The organism is Candidatus Kapaibacterium sp. (assembly GCA_025059875.1).
Classification (GTDB): Bacteria; Bacteroidota; Ignavibacteria; order Kapaibacteriales; family HRBIN21; genus HRBIN21.
Genome location: JANXCT010000001.1, coordinates 97,314 through 112,341, shown reverse-complemented (window position 1 = coordinate 112,341; position 15,028 = coordinate 97,314). Strand labels below are relative to the sequence as shown.

Here is a 15,028-nt window from a genome sequence, read left to right as displayed (position 1 = left end):
GCCACGTGCTGCCTTACGGAACGCTCAGCTCCGCCCGGAGCGACGCCCGGAGCGAAACATAGTCCGAGGTGCGAATTCGTACGTACTGCTGCGCGGTCGTAGCAGCTGCCAACCAAACCTTGAGACGATTTGCTTGCAGTATCCCAGGGAGATGCCGCTCATCTAGCTCAAAGCGCTGCACGGTATACTGCTCCCCTACCGCAATGCCAGAGGGGCTTACGGGAGCCGCAGCAACGAACAACTCCCCATCTGGCGGCACCTGCACCCAGCCCAATGTGTCCGATAGCACGAGACGGAGATGTACCGCTATCGGGATTCGATTCTTCACCTCCATGACGACCGTAGCCCGTTCTACCCGCTGCCCCTGCCTACGTAGTTGCTCTCCGCCAGTGAAGCTCCACTCCTGCTCGTAGAGCAGACGCTGGGCCCGAAGACGAAGCGGGAGGAGCACTTGTACTCTGCCACGGAGCTGGCTAGTGTCTACGAACGCCCAGTGGCCTGAGGCCTGGGGATGTACAGAGAGCAGGAAGCGCACGAATCGCGGCCGATTGACCAAACGCACTTCAGCATAGCGAAGCTCCCAACGTGTCTGCTGGGGGACAATAGCCCCTCCTTCCTCCTGGGCAGCTTGTAGCTGTTGTGATGGGATGGGCAAGCGCGCCATAACAGTCTTGTTTCGGTCAGCAATCTCGAGCCTCCCTTCTACGCGGAAGCCCACCGCAGCCGAGTTTTCTAGTTCCACTTCAACAAGCACCTCGCTCAATTCCACTTCGACTTCCGAAAGCAGCCCAAGATTCCCCCGAAGCCACACCTCCGACTCTGTGTGGAACTCAAAGCTTACGACGGGTAAGCGCGTGCCGCTTGCGTGCTCAAGGATAAACTCCGCAACGACGACGTTTACCTCTATGACATCCGCCGCACGAATCACGACAGGTTGCCCAGGTGGCTGCACCAGTAGTGCAACTCGCAGTCGGAGGGTTCGAACGACTCCGTTGTCTTCTGGCTCTGGGCGAAGGAATACCGGCCCCGCGCACTCGACAACTTGCGTATCCGAGCTCATAGGAGCTAACGAAAAGGCCCGTTGGAGAGGCTCAGCACCGCACAACAACTGCCCCAGACGACTATGCCCCTGGAATCCCAGTGGCAAGTCATTCCGCATCTCTACACGGGCCCTAAGGCTGCGGCCCTTCCCATCCGTAAGCTCAGCGCCATACGGGAGCGGTAGCTCCAGCACTAGCTCTGCTGTCCACTCCCGAGGGGCGATCCGCGCCCACTCTATGCCAACCTCCTGGGGCTGGCAGAAGATGGAGAAGAGGCTCTCCGACGTGTACGATACAACCTGCCCACCGCTCCCTGGAGAGCTCACTGCGAGAATGATCCGCGAGCGCTGACCTAACACAACTCCAGTCAATGGCATCCGAATCTCCCCGCCAGGATCCGTCGTCCGTCCCCGAGTTGCACCGGCAGGAATACTCCTCTGGAACTCGGTCAAGGGGAAGAACCACTCCCCTACTCCATCCGTGCGTATGACAATCCCTGGTCGCCCGTATCCCGGAGCTTCTTCTACTACCACCGGCACTGGATAACGGTTCTCCAACACAAACGCCAGCTCCCCTTGGCGGTAGGCAACCTCTATGATCCCCTCCGGGAGTCTGAGGAGCGAGTCGATGACGAGTGATCCACTCGTGCTAGGAATGCTCTCGCTCGACGGTGGCTCTGGAAGACCAGGGAAGAGCGTGCGCAGTGAAGTCTGCAGAACTGGTTCCTGCCACTCTTCAAAGCGTTGTCGGATGCCGGCAATCTCGTTGACCGAAAATTGTCGCTCCAGACGGAGTTCCTCGATGCGACCCAGGTGCTGCGCAAGGTTCACAGGAGACAATTCACCTGCTAGTGCCAGAGCGATATTTCCCGTCCCGGGTTCAACGATTACCTGGGACGTATCCTCCACCAGGTCTCCAAGGAAGAGCGTAGAGTCTACGAGCGGCACCTGGAGCGTGAGAGGAACCTCCGGCGCCAGAAACCGAGTCGGGATCTCAGAACATCCTACCAAGCCGAGAAGAAATGCAATCACAGCCTTCGGCCACGTACGTTCCACTAGGTCACGGGTCACCATTCGATCGTCACCGTCTTCCTGCTGCTACTTCAATCGTACCAGCGCTTGCAACTCTGGGTCACTCCCTACCCTACCCCGCTGGCGAAAGTAGAGTAGAGCCGTCGGACGCCAGCGGATACGCATTCGTTCCATAATCTCCTCTACTGACGCCCCGCTCTCGGCCAAGAGTATGCCTGCTGTATGGCGGAGTGAGAACGGTGTTAGTCGCAACCGCCGCTCTCCCTTGATGGCCGCCTCTTTCAGGCGTTGATTGACCACCTCTCGAATCCCTCGAACACTCATCCGCTGACCGTAGCTACGGGGACTGTAGCTGATAAACAGAGGATCCTCAGCTCTGACCTCGCCACGCGCTTCCAGGTACTTTCGGAGCTCACTGTACACTGCCGGTGGGATTGGAATGAGTTCGTCCTTTGCCTTCCGTCCCTTTCCCTGAAGGTAGATGACCCACCGTTTCCCCTGCCGCCGAATGTCGCCAATATTGGCCAACGAGAGCTCACGCTCCGAACATGCACATCCCAACATCATGAGGACCAGGGCTCGGTCCCGAAGTCCTTCAGCTGTTCCCGTCTCTATGCTCTCTAACAGCCGCCGCACTTCATCGGCCGTTAGGAAGCTGCGACTGTGTTGCTGCGGGCGTTGGGCACCTGGCACTCGCCGCGCAGGGTTGCGCTCTAGAACACCACTGTCCACCAGGTACTGGCAAAAGCGGCGGAGTGCTGTCATATACGTCGCAACCGATGCTGGTCGCAGGCGCCTAATCCTTGTCAGATACCGCCGGTAGCGTTCCACATCTCGGGGGCGGAAAAAGAAGCGTCGATCGCGAGTGAAGAAGTAAGCAAACTCCCGAAGCGTCCGGGCATAGGTCTGCCGCGTAGCTTCGCTCTGCTGTGTTGCAGACTCGAGGAAACCGTTGACATAATCCAGCACCTGAGTCAGTCGTAGTCGAACTGCTGGAAAGTCCTCGCGAGCTGCCACGACCATCCTCTAGCCCTGTACTGCACGAATTTACTGCGGAGCAGCAGCATCCCTCTACCCCCTACCCCGCCTAACAGCACTCCTTTGTGGTGGCAAAGATGGGGAGAATCAGTGCTGGTAGAAGGTAGTGGACTGCAAGCTCTCGCTGCAAAACTCAGAACCGTTACCCTTAGCAGAAAGAGAGGACTTCACGAACGGCAGGATTTGGCAACGAGTGGTAGCCTACAACCGATAAATGGCTCAGCGGAAGTCTCTTCGTCACCGATTCCCGAGACACAGCAGTAGTGTGGGATTGCAGCAGTCATGACTCTGCGAGAGCCTCAGCAGCAGCACGTCCGCTGCAAGCAGCTCCTTCCAAGGTGCAGGGGAACCCTGTCTGGAGCCAATCTCCAGCTAGCATAAGGTTAGGCCACTGAGTCACTCCCGAAGGTCGGAGCGCATTTAAGGTCGGAGTCACCTTTAGGGTTGCTCGTCGCTCTACCATGAGGCGCTGGCGTAGGACCAGCTCTAAGCGAAACGTAGGAAAGGCCTTGACGAAAGCCTTTAGCAGGCGTTCCACTAGCATCTGCCGCGGCAGATGCAGCAGATGATCCGCTGCACTCGTCACGAGCGCTACGACTTCCGCGCCATACCGCGTCGGACGCCGAAAAGCCCAGTGGAGGTCAGGATGCGCAAAGGCACAGATAGGCTCCGTCATTAGAGGCTCTCTCAGCCAAAGGTAGAGCGTGACGATCGGTGAGTAGCTGGCAGACTCCAGAAAGCAACGATACTCGGGCAGATGCAGCAATGCTGGGAAAAGCCGAGGCAAGACCCAAGGTGGGACCGCCAGTATGACGGCGTCAGCTCGTAGCAGCTCACCTCCACGGATACGAATTCCATATACTTGGGAACTGCCATAGAGCACTGCTTCCGCAGTCACGCCGAGCCGAAGTTCCCCGCCGTGGCTTTCCAACCATCCCGCTATCGGCTGAAACAATTCCAACAAGCTGCAACTTGGCACTATGAATCGGGCTGCTACAGAGCCTTGCAAAAAGCCCTCGCGAAGCACAACTCGCAACAGCGTTACCGAGGCCTCCTCTGGCGTTGTATTGAGTGTTGCCAGCGTCATCGGCCACCAGAAGGCCCTCTGCGCCGCTAGAGACTGCCGAGAGCGTCGAAGAAACTCAGCAACAGGAGTCTCTGGGATGCCCCGCACTGCCAGGTCCCATAGCGCTCTGAAGAGCCGAAGCTTGTCTATAGCCTTCATCCCCGGCAGACAATTCAGGGCTGCTAGGAACCCAAGCCGCCCCGGCATCCGGCCCGCGTCAAACAGAAAGTGCTGTTCTCCGTCCCAGAACTGAAAGCGCAACGGTCCCCCGCTTCCGACCAAGTGCTCCGAACCTATGATGCGAAGCAGAGCAAGGAACTCTCGATAGGCTCCGATGAAGACGTGCTGGCCACAGTCTACGAACTCCCCGGCCACGGAGTCCCACACCGAGGTAGCTCGTCCGCCAACAGTGATAGCAGCCTCTACTAACTTCACCCTCCAACCACGGAGAGTGAGGTGGACCGCTGCAGACATACCCGCTACCCCGGCACCAACGACTACTGCTTGAGACATCCCCAACGCCTACCGTCATACTCTCTCCGATGCCGCAGGACGGATAGCTGTAGCAATGCTGTGCACGAAACCGGCTCCCTTTGCCGTCTCCACTCTCCGCTCACTACGCGGGCGTGGCGGAACTGGTAGACGCGCCAGACTTAGGATCTGGTGGGGCAACCCGTGGGAGTTCGAGTCTCCCCGCCCGCACGGGTGATGAGTTAGCGCATGCTGACCTACTGTGGAACACGAAGTCCTGCACATTGCTGACTGCGAACGTGAGCTTCATCTCCGCCTCTCCGCCGCCGAAGTTGCCAGTACTTTAGAGGAGGCATACCAAAAGGCACAGCAGACCCTCGTCATAGAAGGTTTCCGCAAGGGAAAAGCTCCGATAGAGCTCATTCGACAGCGTTATGGAGCTACGATTGAGACCGAGGCCCTGGAACGGTTGGGACAACGTCTCTTCAGGGAGCTCGCGCAGGAACAGCACTGGACCCTCTTAGGCGAGCCACAGCTCACCGACCTTAACCGCTCTCCGGATGGGATCCGGTTCACGTTCCGCTACTACACCCTGCCGGAGCTAACAATTGATCTCTCTGACATCAAGCTTCGGATGCCAGCCGTTAGCGTCAGTGAGGAAGAAGTGGAAGCACATCTAGAGCGCCTCCGCCTACGTTACGGCACTACCGAGGAGGGAGTAGAACAGGTAACGGACTACTACCACGAAGTCACGCTCCACTTCCAGCCCGTGGAACCGGAGAGCGGGACGCCTCTAGTAGGCGAACCGGCTGAGGAACTGACACTTGCCCTCTACGATGAAGATGTCCTACCAGAACTCCGCCAGCAGCTCCTAAATATCCGCCGAGGGGAGAGCTTCCTGCACACCCTTCCGAGTGCTGATACTGGACAAGCTCCGCGGACCTATCGCATCACTGTCCAGGCAATTCGTCGGCGGCAACCTGCGGAGCTGACCCCCGAGTTCATTCAGCAACTTAGCCAAGGACGCTTGCAAGACGCTGATGCGCTCCGAGCGTACCTCCGAGAGGAGCTGCAGCGTCAGCAGGAAGCCTACGCTCGCTCCTTATTGCGAAGTCAACTGGAGTTTGAGCTGGCACGGCGCTATCGCTTCGTCCCCCCTAAACCGCTCGTCCATAGCATCGCCCGCGAGCTTATAAACTCGCTGCAGCGTGGAGAACTCAGTATCCCTGCGGAATACTTGCGTGAAGGTGAGAGTGGCATATACCGATTCTTAGCAGAGTTAGCTGATCACTACGCTCGACTCTCCATCCTGGAGCTGCTCCTACTGCAGCAGTACCAAGTGCAGCTCACCTCGGAGGAACTCCAGACCCTAGCACGCTCGCTGAATCTCTCGGAAGAGGCCCTTCAGCAACGTCTCAGAGAGGACACCGATCTCCTCCACAGCCTGAGACGCCGAAAGCTCTGGCAACTCTTGCTCCAAAGCGTCCATGTCGAAGTGACTCCATCAACGGACCATGGAGAACCGCCTGTACATTCCTAACCCCGTGGGCTTGCTGAGCCTTCACCAACAGTACGTTGGACAACTCGTTCCGATCGTCGTCGAACAGACCAGCCGCGGAGAGCGTGCCTACGATATCTACTCGCGGCTGCTCAAAGAGCGCATCATCTTCCTCGGCTCCCCGATTGACGATTACGTCGCAAGCCTCACCATTGCCCAGCTCCTCTTCTTGGAGAGCGAGGACCCGAACCGTGACATCTACCTCTACATCAACTCTCCTGGTGGCAGTGTCACCGCTGGATTGGCGATCTACGACACGATGCAGTACGTACGCCCAGACGTCTGCACTATCTGCATTGGGCTGGCAGCTTCCATGGCTCAGCTCCTCCTCTGTGCAGGTGCAAAAGGGAAACGGTTTGCGTTGCCGCATTCCCGCATCATGATGCACCAGCCGCTAGGAGGCACGCAAGGGCGTGCTACCGACATTGAGATCTACACCCGCGAGATGCTACGTATCCGCGACATGCTCTTTGAGATCATCTCCCGGCACACAGGTCAGCCAATAGAGAAGATCCGGCAAGATGCCGCCTACGACTACTACATGTCAGCCCAGGAGGCGATGGAGTACGGCATCATCGACAGAGTCTTGGAGCGGCGCGGTGAACCTACCGCAAACAAGCAGTAGAGCTCATGAGTGGCTCCCCACGATACCCGAATTTCCGTCCCGAAGAACTTCGGTGCTCCTTCTGCGGCCGCTCCTCTAGCGAGGTGAACAGCCTCATTGCTGGACCGGACGTCTACATCTGCGATATCTGTATCCAGAACTCCGTTCGCATCCTCCAGCAGAGCGCAGTCCAGCGGGCACGGCGCGTACTGGCCGACCTACCGAAGCCCTCCGAAATCAAGGCGAAGCTTGACGAGTATATCGTAGGGCAGGAGTATGCCAAGACTGTGCTCGCGGTAGCAGTCTACAACCACTACAAGCGCCTCCAGTCTCGTGAGCTCTTCGGTAGCTTCGATGATGTGGAGATCGAGAAGAGCAACATCCTGCTTGTTGGACCAACGGGCACTGGGAAGACGCTCTTAGCACAGACGCTAGCTCGAATTCTGGATGTCCCTTTCGCCATCGCTGATGCTACCACCCTTACCGAGGCCGGCTACGTCGGCGACGACGTAGAAACGGTCATCCTCCACCTCCTTCAGAATGCAGACTACAACGTAGAGCGAGCAGAGCGTGGGATCGTCTACATCGACGAAATAGACAAGATTGCCCGCAAGAGCGATTCCCCAAGCATCACCCGCGATGTCTCTGGAGAAGGGGTCCAGCAGGCCCTGCTGAAGATTCTGGAAGGGACCATAGCTGGAGTACCTCCGAAGGGAGGGCGCAAGCACCCAGAGCAGCCACTCATCTACGTCAACACGCGCAACATCCTCTTCATCTGCGGCGGAGCCTTCGAGGGAATAGAGCGGATTATTGCCCGTCGCCTGCGTAGTAGCAGCATAGGATTCACTGCACGGCTCGCGGATCCAGTCGATACCGATGACCTCTACGGCCTCCTTCGCCACATTGAGCCTGACGACCTGCTGAAGTTTGGGTTCATTCCCGAGTTCATCGGCCGCTTGCCGATCATCGTCCCCCTTCATCCACTCAGCGAAGAGGCGCTCGCTGAAATCTTGGTTCGCCCCAAGAATGCTATCGTCAAGCAGTACCAGAAGCTCTTTCGCATGGAGGGGGTGGAGCTGGAGTTTACTCCCGAAGCGTTGCGGGCTATCGTCCGGCGAGCCCAGGAGCGAGGAACGGGTGCCAGAGGGCTACGAGCGGTCATGGAGGAGGTGATGATCCCAATTATGTTCTCGCTGCCCGATCAACGCGGAGTTCGGCGTTGCATCATAACGGCCGATACAGTGGAACGCGGGGCAGCACCGATCCTCGTCAGCGAGTCCGAACTCGAAGCCCGCTCAAGTTTAGCATCCTCCTAACGACCTTCCTCGTACCCTGTCACCTCATCCTCCACATTATCACAGTGGTAAAGCCGCCGTTTTTGGGGAGCTGGTGGAGCCGCCTTTGCACCGTCCCGCAATGCCTGGAGCGCGCGCTGCTCTAGCAGTCGGCGCAACTCTTCGTCCCGACGCCGGAGACGCTGGTCTTGCTGTCGGTCGAAATAGAGCCGCCCGTCAACGTAGGTCTGCTCCACAACGGCGTAGGACGAAAGCGGCGGAGCAGACCAAAGGACGACGTCGGCATCCTTGCCAACCTCAATGCTCCCCACCCGATGGTCCACACGCAGCATCCGCGCAGGGTTGAGTGTGACGAACCGTAGGGCCTCCTCCTCTGGGACTCCGCCATACTTGACCGACTTCCCAGCCTCCTGATTCAGACGCCGCCCCATCTCAGCATCGTCACTGTTGATGCCGACGAGGACCCCTTGCTCGTGCATGATAGCAGGGTTGTCCGGAATGGCATCGTAGACCTCGAACTTGTATGCCCACCAATCCGAAAAACTCGAGGCTCCCGCACCATGTTGCGCCAGCTCACGCGCGACTTTGTACCCCTCCAACACGTGGGTGAAGACGTTAACACGGAAACCGAATTCCTCCGCAAGACGCATGAGCATTAGGATCTCGCTCTGCACGTACGAGTGGCAGTGGATGAGGCGCTTACCGCGGAGGATCTCCAGCAAGGCCTCCTGTTGGAGGTCACGTCGCGGTGGGACAGTCTCTTCCCGCTGCCGTGGAGGAAGTTCCTGCCAATGCTTCCATGCCTCTTCATATTCGAGTGCAGCACGGAACGCATCTCGCATGATCTCTTCCACACCCAACCGTGTCTGTGGATAGCGCCGCGTGTAGCGATCCCCCCAGTTCGACTGCTTGACGTTCTCTCCCAACGCAAACTTGATGGTGGCCGGCCCACCTTCAAACTTCATTGCCTCCGCACTGCTGCCCCAACGGAGCTTAATGAGCTGGCACTGTCCACCGATGGGGTTCGCCGAACCATGGAGTAGGTGGATCGCCGTTACCCCTCCTGCTAGCTGCCGGTAGATGTTGACATCATCGGGGTCTACCACGTCCCCAATACGGACCTCTGCTGTAATGGCATGCGTCGCCTCGTTGACCCCTCCCTCGATCGCAATGTGAGAGTGCTCATCGATGAGTCCCGGGGTCAAGTGCTTTCCCGTGGCATCGACGACTGTATCGGCCGCGACCTGTAGGTTAGGCCCGAGGGCTGCGATTTTGCCATCCTTCAGGAGAACATCTGTGTTCCGCAGTACTCCAGCAGGGGAGCACGTCCAAACGGTTGCGTTCCGCAGAAGGACCGAACGCTGTGGTGGCGGAGCCTCTAATCCGAATGGCCCATCCGGGACCGTCCGTGGCCCTAAGGCGTACTCACGCTGCAGTACTCGCCGCGGGGGAGTCCAGAGAGAATCTCGCCGAGCACGCCAGCGGAGTACTCGTCCATCAGGTAAGAGCACAATCCCTACAGCGGCCGTACTATCCACGCCCCCAGAGAAGCGCACAACCCCCTTCATGCCGAGTGTGTCGGCCGCAAAGGAAAACGCAATGGCAGAGCGCTGCTGCGACCATTGGAGCCGAAGCGTGACGGTGTCCCAGAAGACAGCAACCGCCTCCGGCGCCAGCCGTTTTCCCTCCACTCGCAGCCGAAAGGTTGGGAAGCCCTCGGAGACCGTAACACTCCACACACCTCGGAGGTCTTGAGGGAGTTCAGGTGCTGTGCTGAACTCCTCTCCCGCAACGAAGACGCTGAGGATTGTTGTCCCCTCCTGAAAGAGCTCGCCGTCACAGAGCAACAGGTTCGCTAGCTTCCCTGGCTCTACAGTCCCAACTACATCCGCTATCCCGAGGAACTCCGCCGGAATTGTGGTAAGAGCTGCCAGCGCCTTCTCCGGAGTCAACCCGCGCCGGAAGGCTCTCTGCAGGCGTTCGCCGAAGAGCTTCCGCTCTTCAAGCCCATGGGTCGTCAGGCAGAAAGGGACTCCCACGGAGTCAAGCCAGAAGGGATTCTGCGGAGCTGCATCCCAGTGCTTGAGCTCCTCGAGCGAAACCTCAGCCGCCTTTTCCGGCGTGGAGACATCCGGAACATCGGGAAAAGCCACTGGGAGGATGAGACGTGGCTTGAAGGACGCGATCTCCGAGAGGCGACGATACTCACGCCCGCTCCCAACGAAGAGTGCTGGGACCCCGAACTCCCGGAAGAGCGAGAGAACTCTCAGCAGATTCAGCTCGTGCTGAGTCTCTACAACGAAAGGGACTCGCCGCTGCAGAGCTTCCGCAAGCTCTTGGAGCGAGCGATTCACCTCAGGGCGAGCCTGCCGCGGATTGCGTCGGAAGGCTGTCCATGCCTGCTGGTACCACTGTGCGTCCAACAAAGTCTGTCGAATAAGGGCCAGAGCACCCATGAGGGAGCTGGGGTATGGCGTGCGCGACTTCCCCTTACGGAGCCCAACCCACTGGGCCACATCGGGACGGAAGAGGATCTCAGACCCTTTCCCAGCACGTGCTAGCACTAGCGCTGAATAGCCACGGAAGATACCCTCTCTACTCCCACAGTGCAGCAGCGCGAACCCTTGAGCATGGAATTCTTCCGCCTGCTCTGCCGAGAGCTCGAGCCGGTCAACTATACGCCGCTCTGGGCGCACAGCTTCGTTCCAGTGATACGCCCCCTCTGGTTTCGGGGTCTCTACCGTCTCCTCCTCTGCTGCTGGAGCGGTTGGTACCTGCAGCTCATAGTAGGGCTCGATGAAAGCCGCGTACAGCCATAGACCCGAACAATCTCGCACAGTCGCTCCTGGCGGGATTCGGACGTGCGGACCTACAGCCTCTATGCGTTCGTCTCGGATCAATACTGTTGCCCGCTCGAGCTTCTGCCCCGGCCGAGGGACGATAGTGAGATTTGTCAGCGCAAGGTACCGTACTGGCTTCGTCCGCAGGCCTTCCACGGGTGTCGTCTGAATGAGTTGGCCTAAGGCCTGCACCACAGCAACGGCAAATACCGCTACAGATGCTATCGCACGCACCATTGCTTGCTGAAATGGCGGTCAGTGTAGGCGAAATTAGCGCTTCTGGGTACCCATGGGGGTCGAAACTTGTAGCTTTGCACTTCCCAAGTTGGTTAGTCCTTCCCATGAGATGCGGACATACCTCTTCACGTCGGAGTCTGTCTCCGAGGGGCACCCGGACAAGATCTGCGACCAGATCTCGGACGCTGTGCTCGACGCGATACTAGAGCAGGACCCTAACGGGCGTGTCGCCTGCGAGTGCTTTGTCACCACGGGACTCGTAGTCGTCGGCGGAGAGATCAGCGCCAACGCCTTCCTGGATCTCCAGCCGCTGGTGCGGCAAGTCATCCGCGAAATTGGCTATACGCGCTCTGAATACCGCTTCGACAGCGAGTCGTGCTGCATCATTAACGTCCTCAACCGGCAATCCCCCGACATTGCCATGGGCGTCGATCGCGGTGGGGCTGGAGACCAGGGAATGATGTTCGGATACGCATGTGCCGAGTCCATCCCAGGGATTGAGACCACCTTAGAGTACATGCCCCTCCCTATCATGCTAGCCCACGCATTGGTGCGGCGCCTTGCCCATATTCGCAAGAAAGAGCCGCACCTTATGCCTTACCTACGCCCTGACGCAAAGTCTCAGGTGACTGTAGAGTATGCCGAGGGAGGCGTGCCGTTACGGGTGAGCGCCGTTGTGGTCTCCACTCAACATGACCCAGACGTGGACCACGCACAATTGCAACAGGATGTCATCGAGCATGTCATCCGCGCCGTCATTCCAGAACAGCTGCTGGATGAACGCACGCGTTTCTACATCAATCCAACTGGACGTTTTGAGATCGGAGGCCCTCACGGAGATACAGGACTGACGGGGCGGAAGATCATCGTCGACACTTACGGCGGGCGTGCTCCTCACGGCGGCGGGGCCTTTTCGGGCAAAGACCCCACAAAGGTAGACCGCTCGGGCGCTTACATGGCACGGTACCTTGCAAAGAACATCGTTGCCGCAGGTCTAGCCCATGAGTGCACAATCCAGCTCTCCTACGTCATTGGAATCCCACAGCCGATTTCCATCCACGTCAACACCCACTGTTCTGGCAAGGTACCGCCCGAAGTCTTAGAACGCTTCATCCAAGACAACATAGACCTAACCCCCCGAGGAATCATCGAGCGCTTTCAGCTGCAGCGCCCCATCTATCGGCAAACAGCGGTATACGGACACTTCGGACGCCCCGAGTTTCCCTGGGAACAGCTCGACCTCGTTCCACAACTCCAGCGCCTTCTATGACGGCCGGACCGAGCTTGCATGACCATAGCCCCACCCGTCTTACCCCTCCACCTCGTCGTTCATCTGAGCCACTCGATGAGAAACCAGGCCACTACTGCATCCGCAGCCTCAGTCTCGCTGATGAGGGGCGCAAGCTCATTGACTGGGCTGAGGCTCACATGCCTGTTCTGATGGAACTCCGACGCCGCTACAGCACCACCAAACCTCTAGCCGGATTCCGGATCGCAGGCTGTCTGCATGTGACCAAAGAGACTGCCGTGCTTATCCGCACCCTGGTTGCTGCTGGAGCTGAGGTAGCGTGGTCTGGCTGCAACCCACTCTCAACGAATGACGCTGTTGCCGCAGCTCTGGCTGCAGAAGGCATCAAAATCTTCGCATGGCACGGCAACATCGAGGACTACTACTGGTGCATCGAGCGAACCTTGGACATCGAACCTCACCTAGTGCTGGATGATGGCGCAGACCTCATCACAACAGTGCACGAGAAATACCCTGAACTCGCTGCTCGGATCATTGGAGGTACGGAGGAGACAACAACAGGCGTCCACCGACTCCGGGTCCGAGCCCAACATGGCAAACTCGCCTTCCCGGTGATCGCTGTCAACGACGCTGAGACCAAGTGGGACTTTGACAATGTCTACGGTACCGGCCAGTCGACCATCGACGGGATTCTTCGGGCAACATCCGTGATGCTGGCCGGGAAGGTCTTCGTTGTAGCAGGCTATGGACACTGCGGCTCCGGCGTTGCACGGCGGGCTCGGGGCATGGGTGCCCGTGTCGTTGTCACGGAAGTCCGTCCAATCCCTGCCCTGAAAGCCGCGTTGGAGGGCTTCGAAGTGCTACCTATGGACGAAGCTGCACGCATCGGTGACATCTTCTGTACAGCCACTGGTATGCGCGACGTCCTTCGCCGCCACCACTTTGAGCTTATGAAGGACGGTGCCATCCTCTGCAACACAGGACACTACGACGTGGAGATCAACATCGAGGACCTAGAGCAACTTGCTGTCCATAAGCGCGACATCCGTCCTCACTGCACCGAGTACACACTCCGCTCAGGCAAGCGCCTGTACTTGCTGGCCCGAGGGCGGCTGGTAAACCTGGTAGCAGCAGAGGGACACCCCTCAGAGGTGATGGACATGTCATTTGCCAACCAGTTCCTAGCACAGTTACGCCTCGTGGAGGCCTTTCAGCGTGGCGAGCAGCTACCGACAGCCGTCTTGTCAATTACACCAGAGCAAGATGAGCTGCTGGCTCGCCTGAAACTGCAGACAATGGGAATTCGGATTGATGAGCTCACCCCTGAGCAGCTCCGCTACCAAGAGGACTACCTTGCTGGAACGTAATCATCTTGTAGCTTCCGGTAAGCCAGTGTCCCAGAGAAACGCACCAACTGCAACTGTCCCTCCACAAGCTCTGATAGCGTTTCCGCTGCCCCTAAGAAGAGATAGCCCCCTGGACGCAAGACCTCTACTAGCATTGCCGCCACCCGACGCCGGACCTCTGGGGCAAAGTATAAGAGGACATTCCGACAGAAGAGAACATCCACGGGAGCCATTGAGCGCACCGAGACGCTATCGAGAAGGTTCTGCACGGAAAAGCGCACCAAAGATCGCACCGCTGGAACAACTTCGTACCCTTCATGGCATGTGCTGACAAAACCTCGATACTCCTCAGGCAGGCCGTGGAGATGCAGGTATCTCCCAGCTTGGGCCTTTGCGATAGCCTCAGAACTCAGATCCGTCGCGAGCACTTCCACAGAATGAGCCGACAGTACTGTCTCCCGCTGTGACGCCACAACCATTGCTAGAGAGTATGCCTCCTCCCCTATAGCACAGCCCGCACTCCAGAGCCGCAGATGTCGCCGCTTACCAGCAAGCTCGGGCAGTACATACCGTGCAAGGGCTACAAACTGCTCCGGAGACCGGAAAAACTGCGTGTCGGTTAGGATGACGCTGTTCAGAAGCTCCTGACGCTCTTTCACTGCTAGAGGACTAGAGCTACCAATCAGGTCGCAGTACTCCTCAAACGGGCATACCCCTAAGGCTTCCAGACGGCGCAGGAGGCGGGCTTTCAGAAAGTAGTAGCGATGCTCAGGAATGTATATGCCACTGAGCTGATAGATGAAATCCCGCAGCCACCGGAATGTTTGGTGCCTTAGGCTAGGCTCTTGCTGCGCTGCCTCAGCAAACGGCAGGAATGCCTCTGGAGGGGTAAAATGCAGCATAGCAGGCACAGAGTTCATATCACCTTAGATGTCTTACCGACTTCCGAAAGCAGCTTCTACAATTTGCATGCCATCGTGCTTGAGCAGACTGCATGAGTCCCGAAGGCACATAATACGCAACTCCGCGAATGATGACTAACTCTGCCGCTTCCAGATACTGCAGCTACCCATAGAGAGCCACTAGCTACAGGGACTGGGCCCCTACTCTGACCTGTGGCTGCAACGCTGTTGGAGCTGCTGTCTTTAGGACCCTCTGCCGGATCCTCCGTGCTAAGGCTCGAGGCTTCTGCGGCTGGGTTGCCAGTACCGCTGCCGCATATAATGTCCACCTGGGCTGACCAACAGCAATAC

At 58.2% G+C, this 15,028-nt stretch carries 10 protein-coding genes and 1 tRNA gene; 6 read left to right on the top strand and 5 right to left on the bottom strand.

The window, feature by feature from the left end; all coding sequences use genetic code 11:
- Window positions 1–13 precede the first annotated feature (13 nt).
- The 3 genes from NZ960_00605 to hpnE all read right to left on the bottom strand — a co-directional run bounded on the left by NZ960_00605 (window position 14) and on the right by hpnE (window position 4,688).
- The gene (locus NZ960_00605; protein MCS7176119.1) at window positions 14–2,113 is read right to left on the bottom strand and encodes a hypothetical protein; all 2,100 of its coding nucleotides are present in this window, start codon (window positions 2,111–2,113) and stop codon (window positions 14–16) included.
- A gap of 24 nt (window positions 2,114–2,137) precedes the next feature.
- On the bottom strand, window positions 2,138–3,094 hold the full coding sequence (locus NZ960_00600; GenBank protein MCS7176118.1) for a tyrosine-type recombinase/integrase: 957 nt from the start codon (window positions 3,092–3,094) through the stop codon (window positions 2,138–2,140).
- Window positions 3,095–3,389: 295 nt separating this feature from the next.
- A complete protein-coding gene (gene hpnE, locus NZ960_00595; protein ID MCS7176117.1) occupies window positions 3,390–4,688 on the bottom strand; it encodes a hydroxysqualene dehydroxylase HpnE in 1,299 nt (432 codons plus the stop codon).
- Window positions 4,689–4,795: 107 nt separating this feature from the next.
- Between hpnE and NZ960_00590 the strand changes: the two genes are divergently transcribed.
- From NZ960_00590 to clpX, 4 genes are all read left to right on the top strand, one after another.
- A tRNA-Leu gene (locus NZ960_00590) sits at window positions 4,796–4,877 on the top strand.
- Window positions 4,878–4,908: 31 nt separating this feature from the next.
- On the top strand, window positions 4,909–6,186 hold the full coding sequence (locus tag NZ960_00585) for a hypothetical protein (GenBank protein MCS7176116.1): 1,278 nt from the start codon (window positions 4,909–4,911) through the stop codon (window positions 6,184–6,186).
- Window positions 6,161–6,829, top strand: a complete 669-nt coding sequence (gene clpP, locus NZ960_00580) for an ATP-dependent Clp endopeptidase proteolytic subunit ClpP (protein MCS7176115.1) — start codon at window positions 6,161–6,163, stop codon at window positions 6,827–6,829. Before NZ960_00585 ends, clpP begins: the two co-directional genes overlap by 26 nt.
- 5 nt (window positions 6,830–6,834) lie before the next feature.
- On the top strand, window positions 6,835–8,124 hold the full coding sequence (gene clpX / locus NZ960_00575) for an ATP-dependent Clp protease ATP-binding subunit ClpX (protein ID MCS7176114.1): 1,290 nt from the start codon (window positions 6,835–6,837) through the stop codon (window positions 8,122–8,124).
- On the opposite strand, the gene NZ960_00570 is transcribed toward clpX, so the two are convergent.
- Entirely contained in the window at window positions 8,121–11,180 is a 3,060-nt protein-coding gene (locus NZ960_00570) for an amidohydrolase family protein (GenBank protein MCS7176113.1), read from the bottom strand. The two genes, clpX and NZ960_00570, sit on opposite strands and share 4 nt — an antisense overlap.
- Window positions 11,181–11,289: 109 nt before the next feature.
- Between NZ960_00570 and metK the strand changes: the two genes are divergently transcribed.
- Entirely contained in the window at window positions 11,290–12,450 is a 1,161-nt protein-coding gene (gene metK, locus NZ960_00565) for a methionine adenosyltransferase (GenBank protein MCS7176112.1), read from the top strand.
- Complete coding sequence (ahcY, locus tag NZ960_00560; GenBank protein ID MCS7176111.1) at window positions 12,447–13,796, top strand: adenosylhomocysteinase; 1,350 nt, start codon at window positions 12,447–12,449, stop codon at window positions 13,794–13,796. Before metK ends, ahcY begins: the two co-directional genes overlap by 4 nt.
- On the opposite strand, the gene NZ960_00555 is transcribed toward ahcY, so the two are convergent.
- Window positions 13,778–14,677 carry a protein-glutamate O-methyltransferase CheR gene (locus NZ960_00555; protein MCS7176110.1) on the bottom strand — a complete coding sequence of 300 codons (900 nt, stop codon included), beginning with the start codon at window positions 14,675–14,677 and terminating at the stop codon, window positions 13,778–13,780. The genes ahcY and NZ960_00555 overlap by 19 nt on opposite strands.
- Between the last annotated feature and the right edge of the window lie 351 nt (window positions 14,678–15,028).

Coding starts and splice junctions, on each gene's coding strand:
- NZ960_00605 (MCS7176119.1), bottom strand. CDS start 2,113: ATGGTGACCCGTGACCTAGTGGAACGTACGTGGCCGAAGGCTGTGATT.
- NZ960_00555 (MCS7176110.1), bottom strand. CDS start 14,677: ATGCTGCATTTTACCCCTCCAGAGGCATTCCTGCCGTTTGCTGAGGCA.
- clpP (MCS7176115.1), top strand. CDS start 6,161: ATGGAGAACCGCCTGTACATTCCTAACCCCGTGGGCTTGCTGAGCCTT.
- hpnE (MCS7176117.1), bottom strand. CDS start 4,688: ATGTCTCAAGCAGTAGTCGTTGGTGCCGGGGTAGCGGGTATGTCTGCA.
- metK (MCS7176112.1), top strand. CDS start 11,290: ATGCGGACATACCTCTTCACGTCGGAGTCTGTCTCCGAGGGGCACCCG.
- NZ960_00570 (MCS7176113.1), bottom strand. CDS start 11,180: ATGGTGCGTGCGATAGCATCTGTAGCGGTATTTGCCGTTGCTGTGGTG.
- ahcY (MCS7176111.1), top strand. CDS start 12,447: ATGACGGCCGGACCGAGCTTGCATGACCATAGCCCCACCCGTCTTACC.
- NZ960_00600 (MCS7176118.1), bottom strand. CDS start 3,094: ATGGTCGTGGCAGCTCGCGAGGACTTTCCAGCAGTTCGACTACGACTG.
- clpX (MCS7176114.1), top strand. CDS start 6,835: ATGAGTGGCTCCCCACGATACCCGAATTTCCGTCCCGAAGAACTTCGG.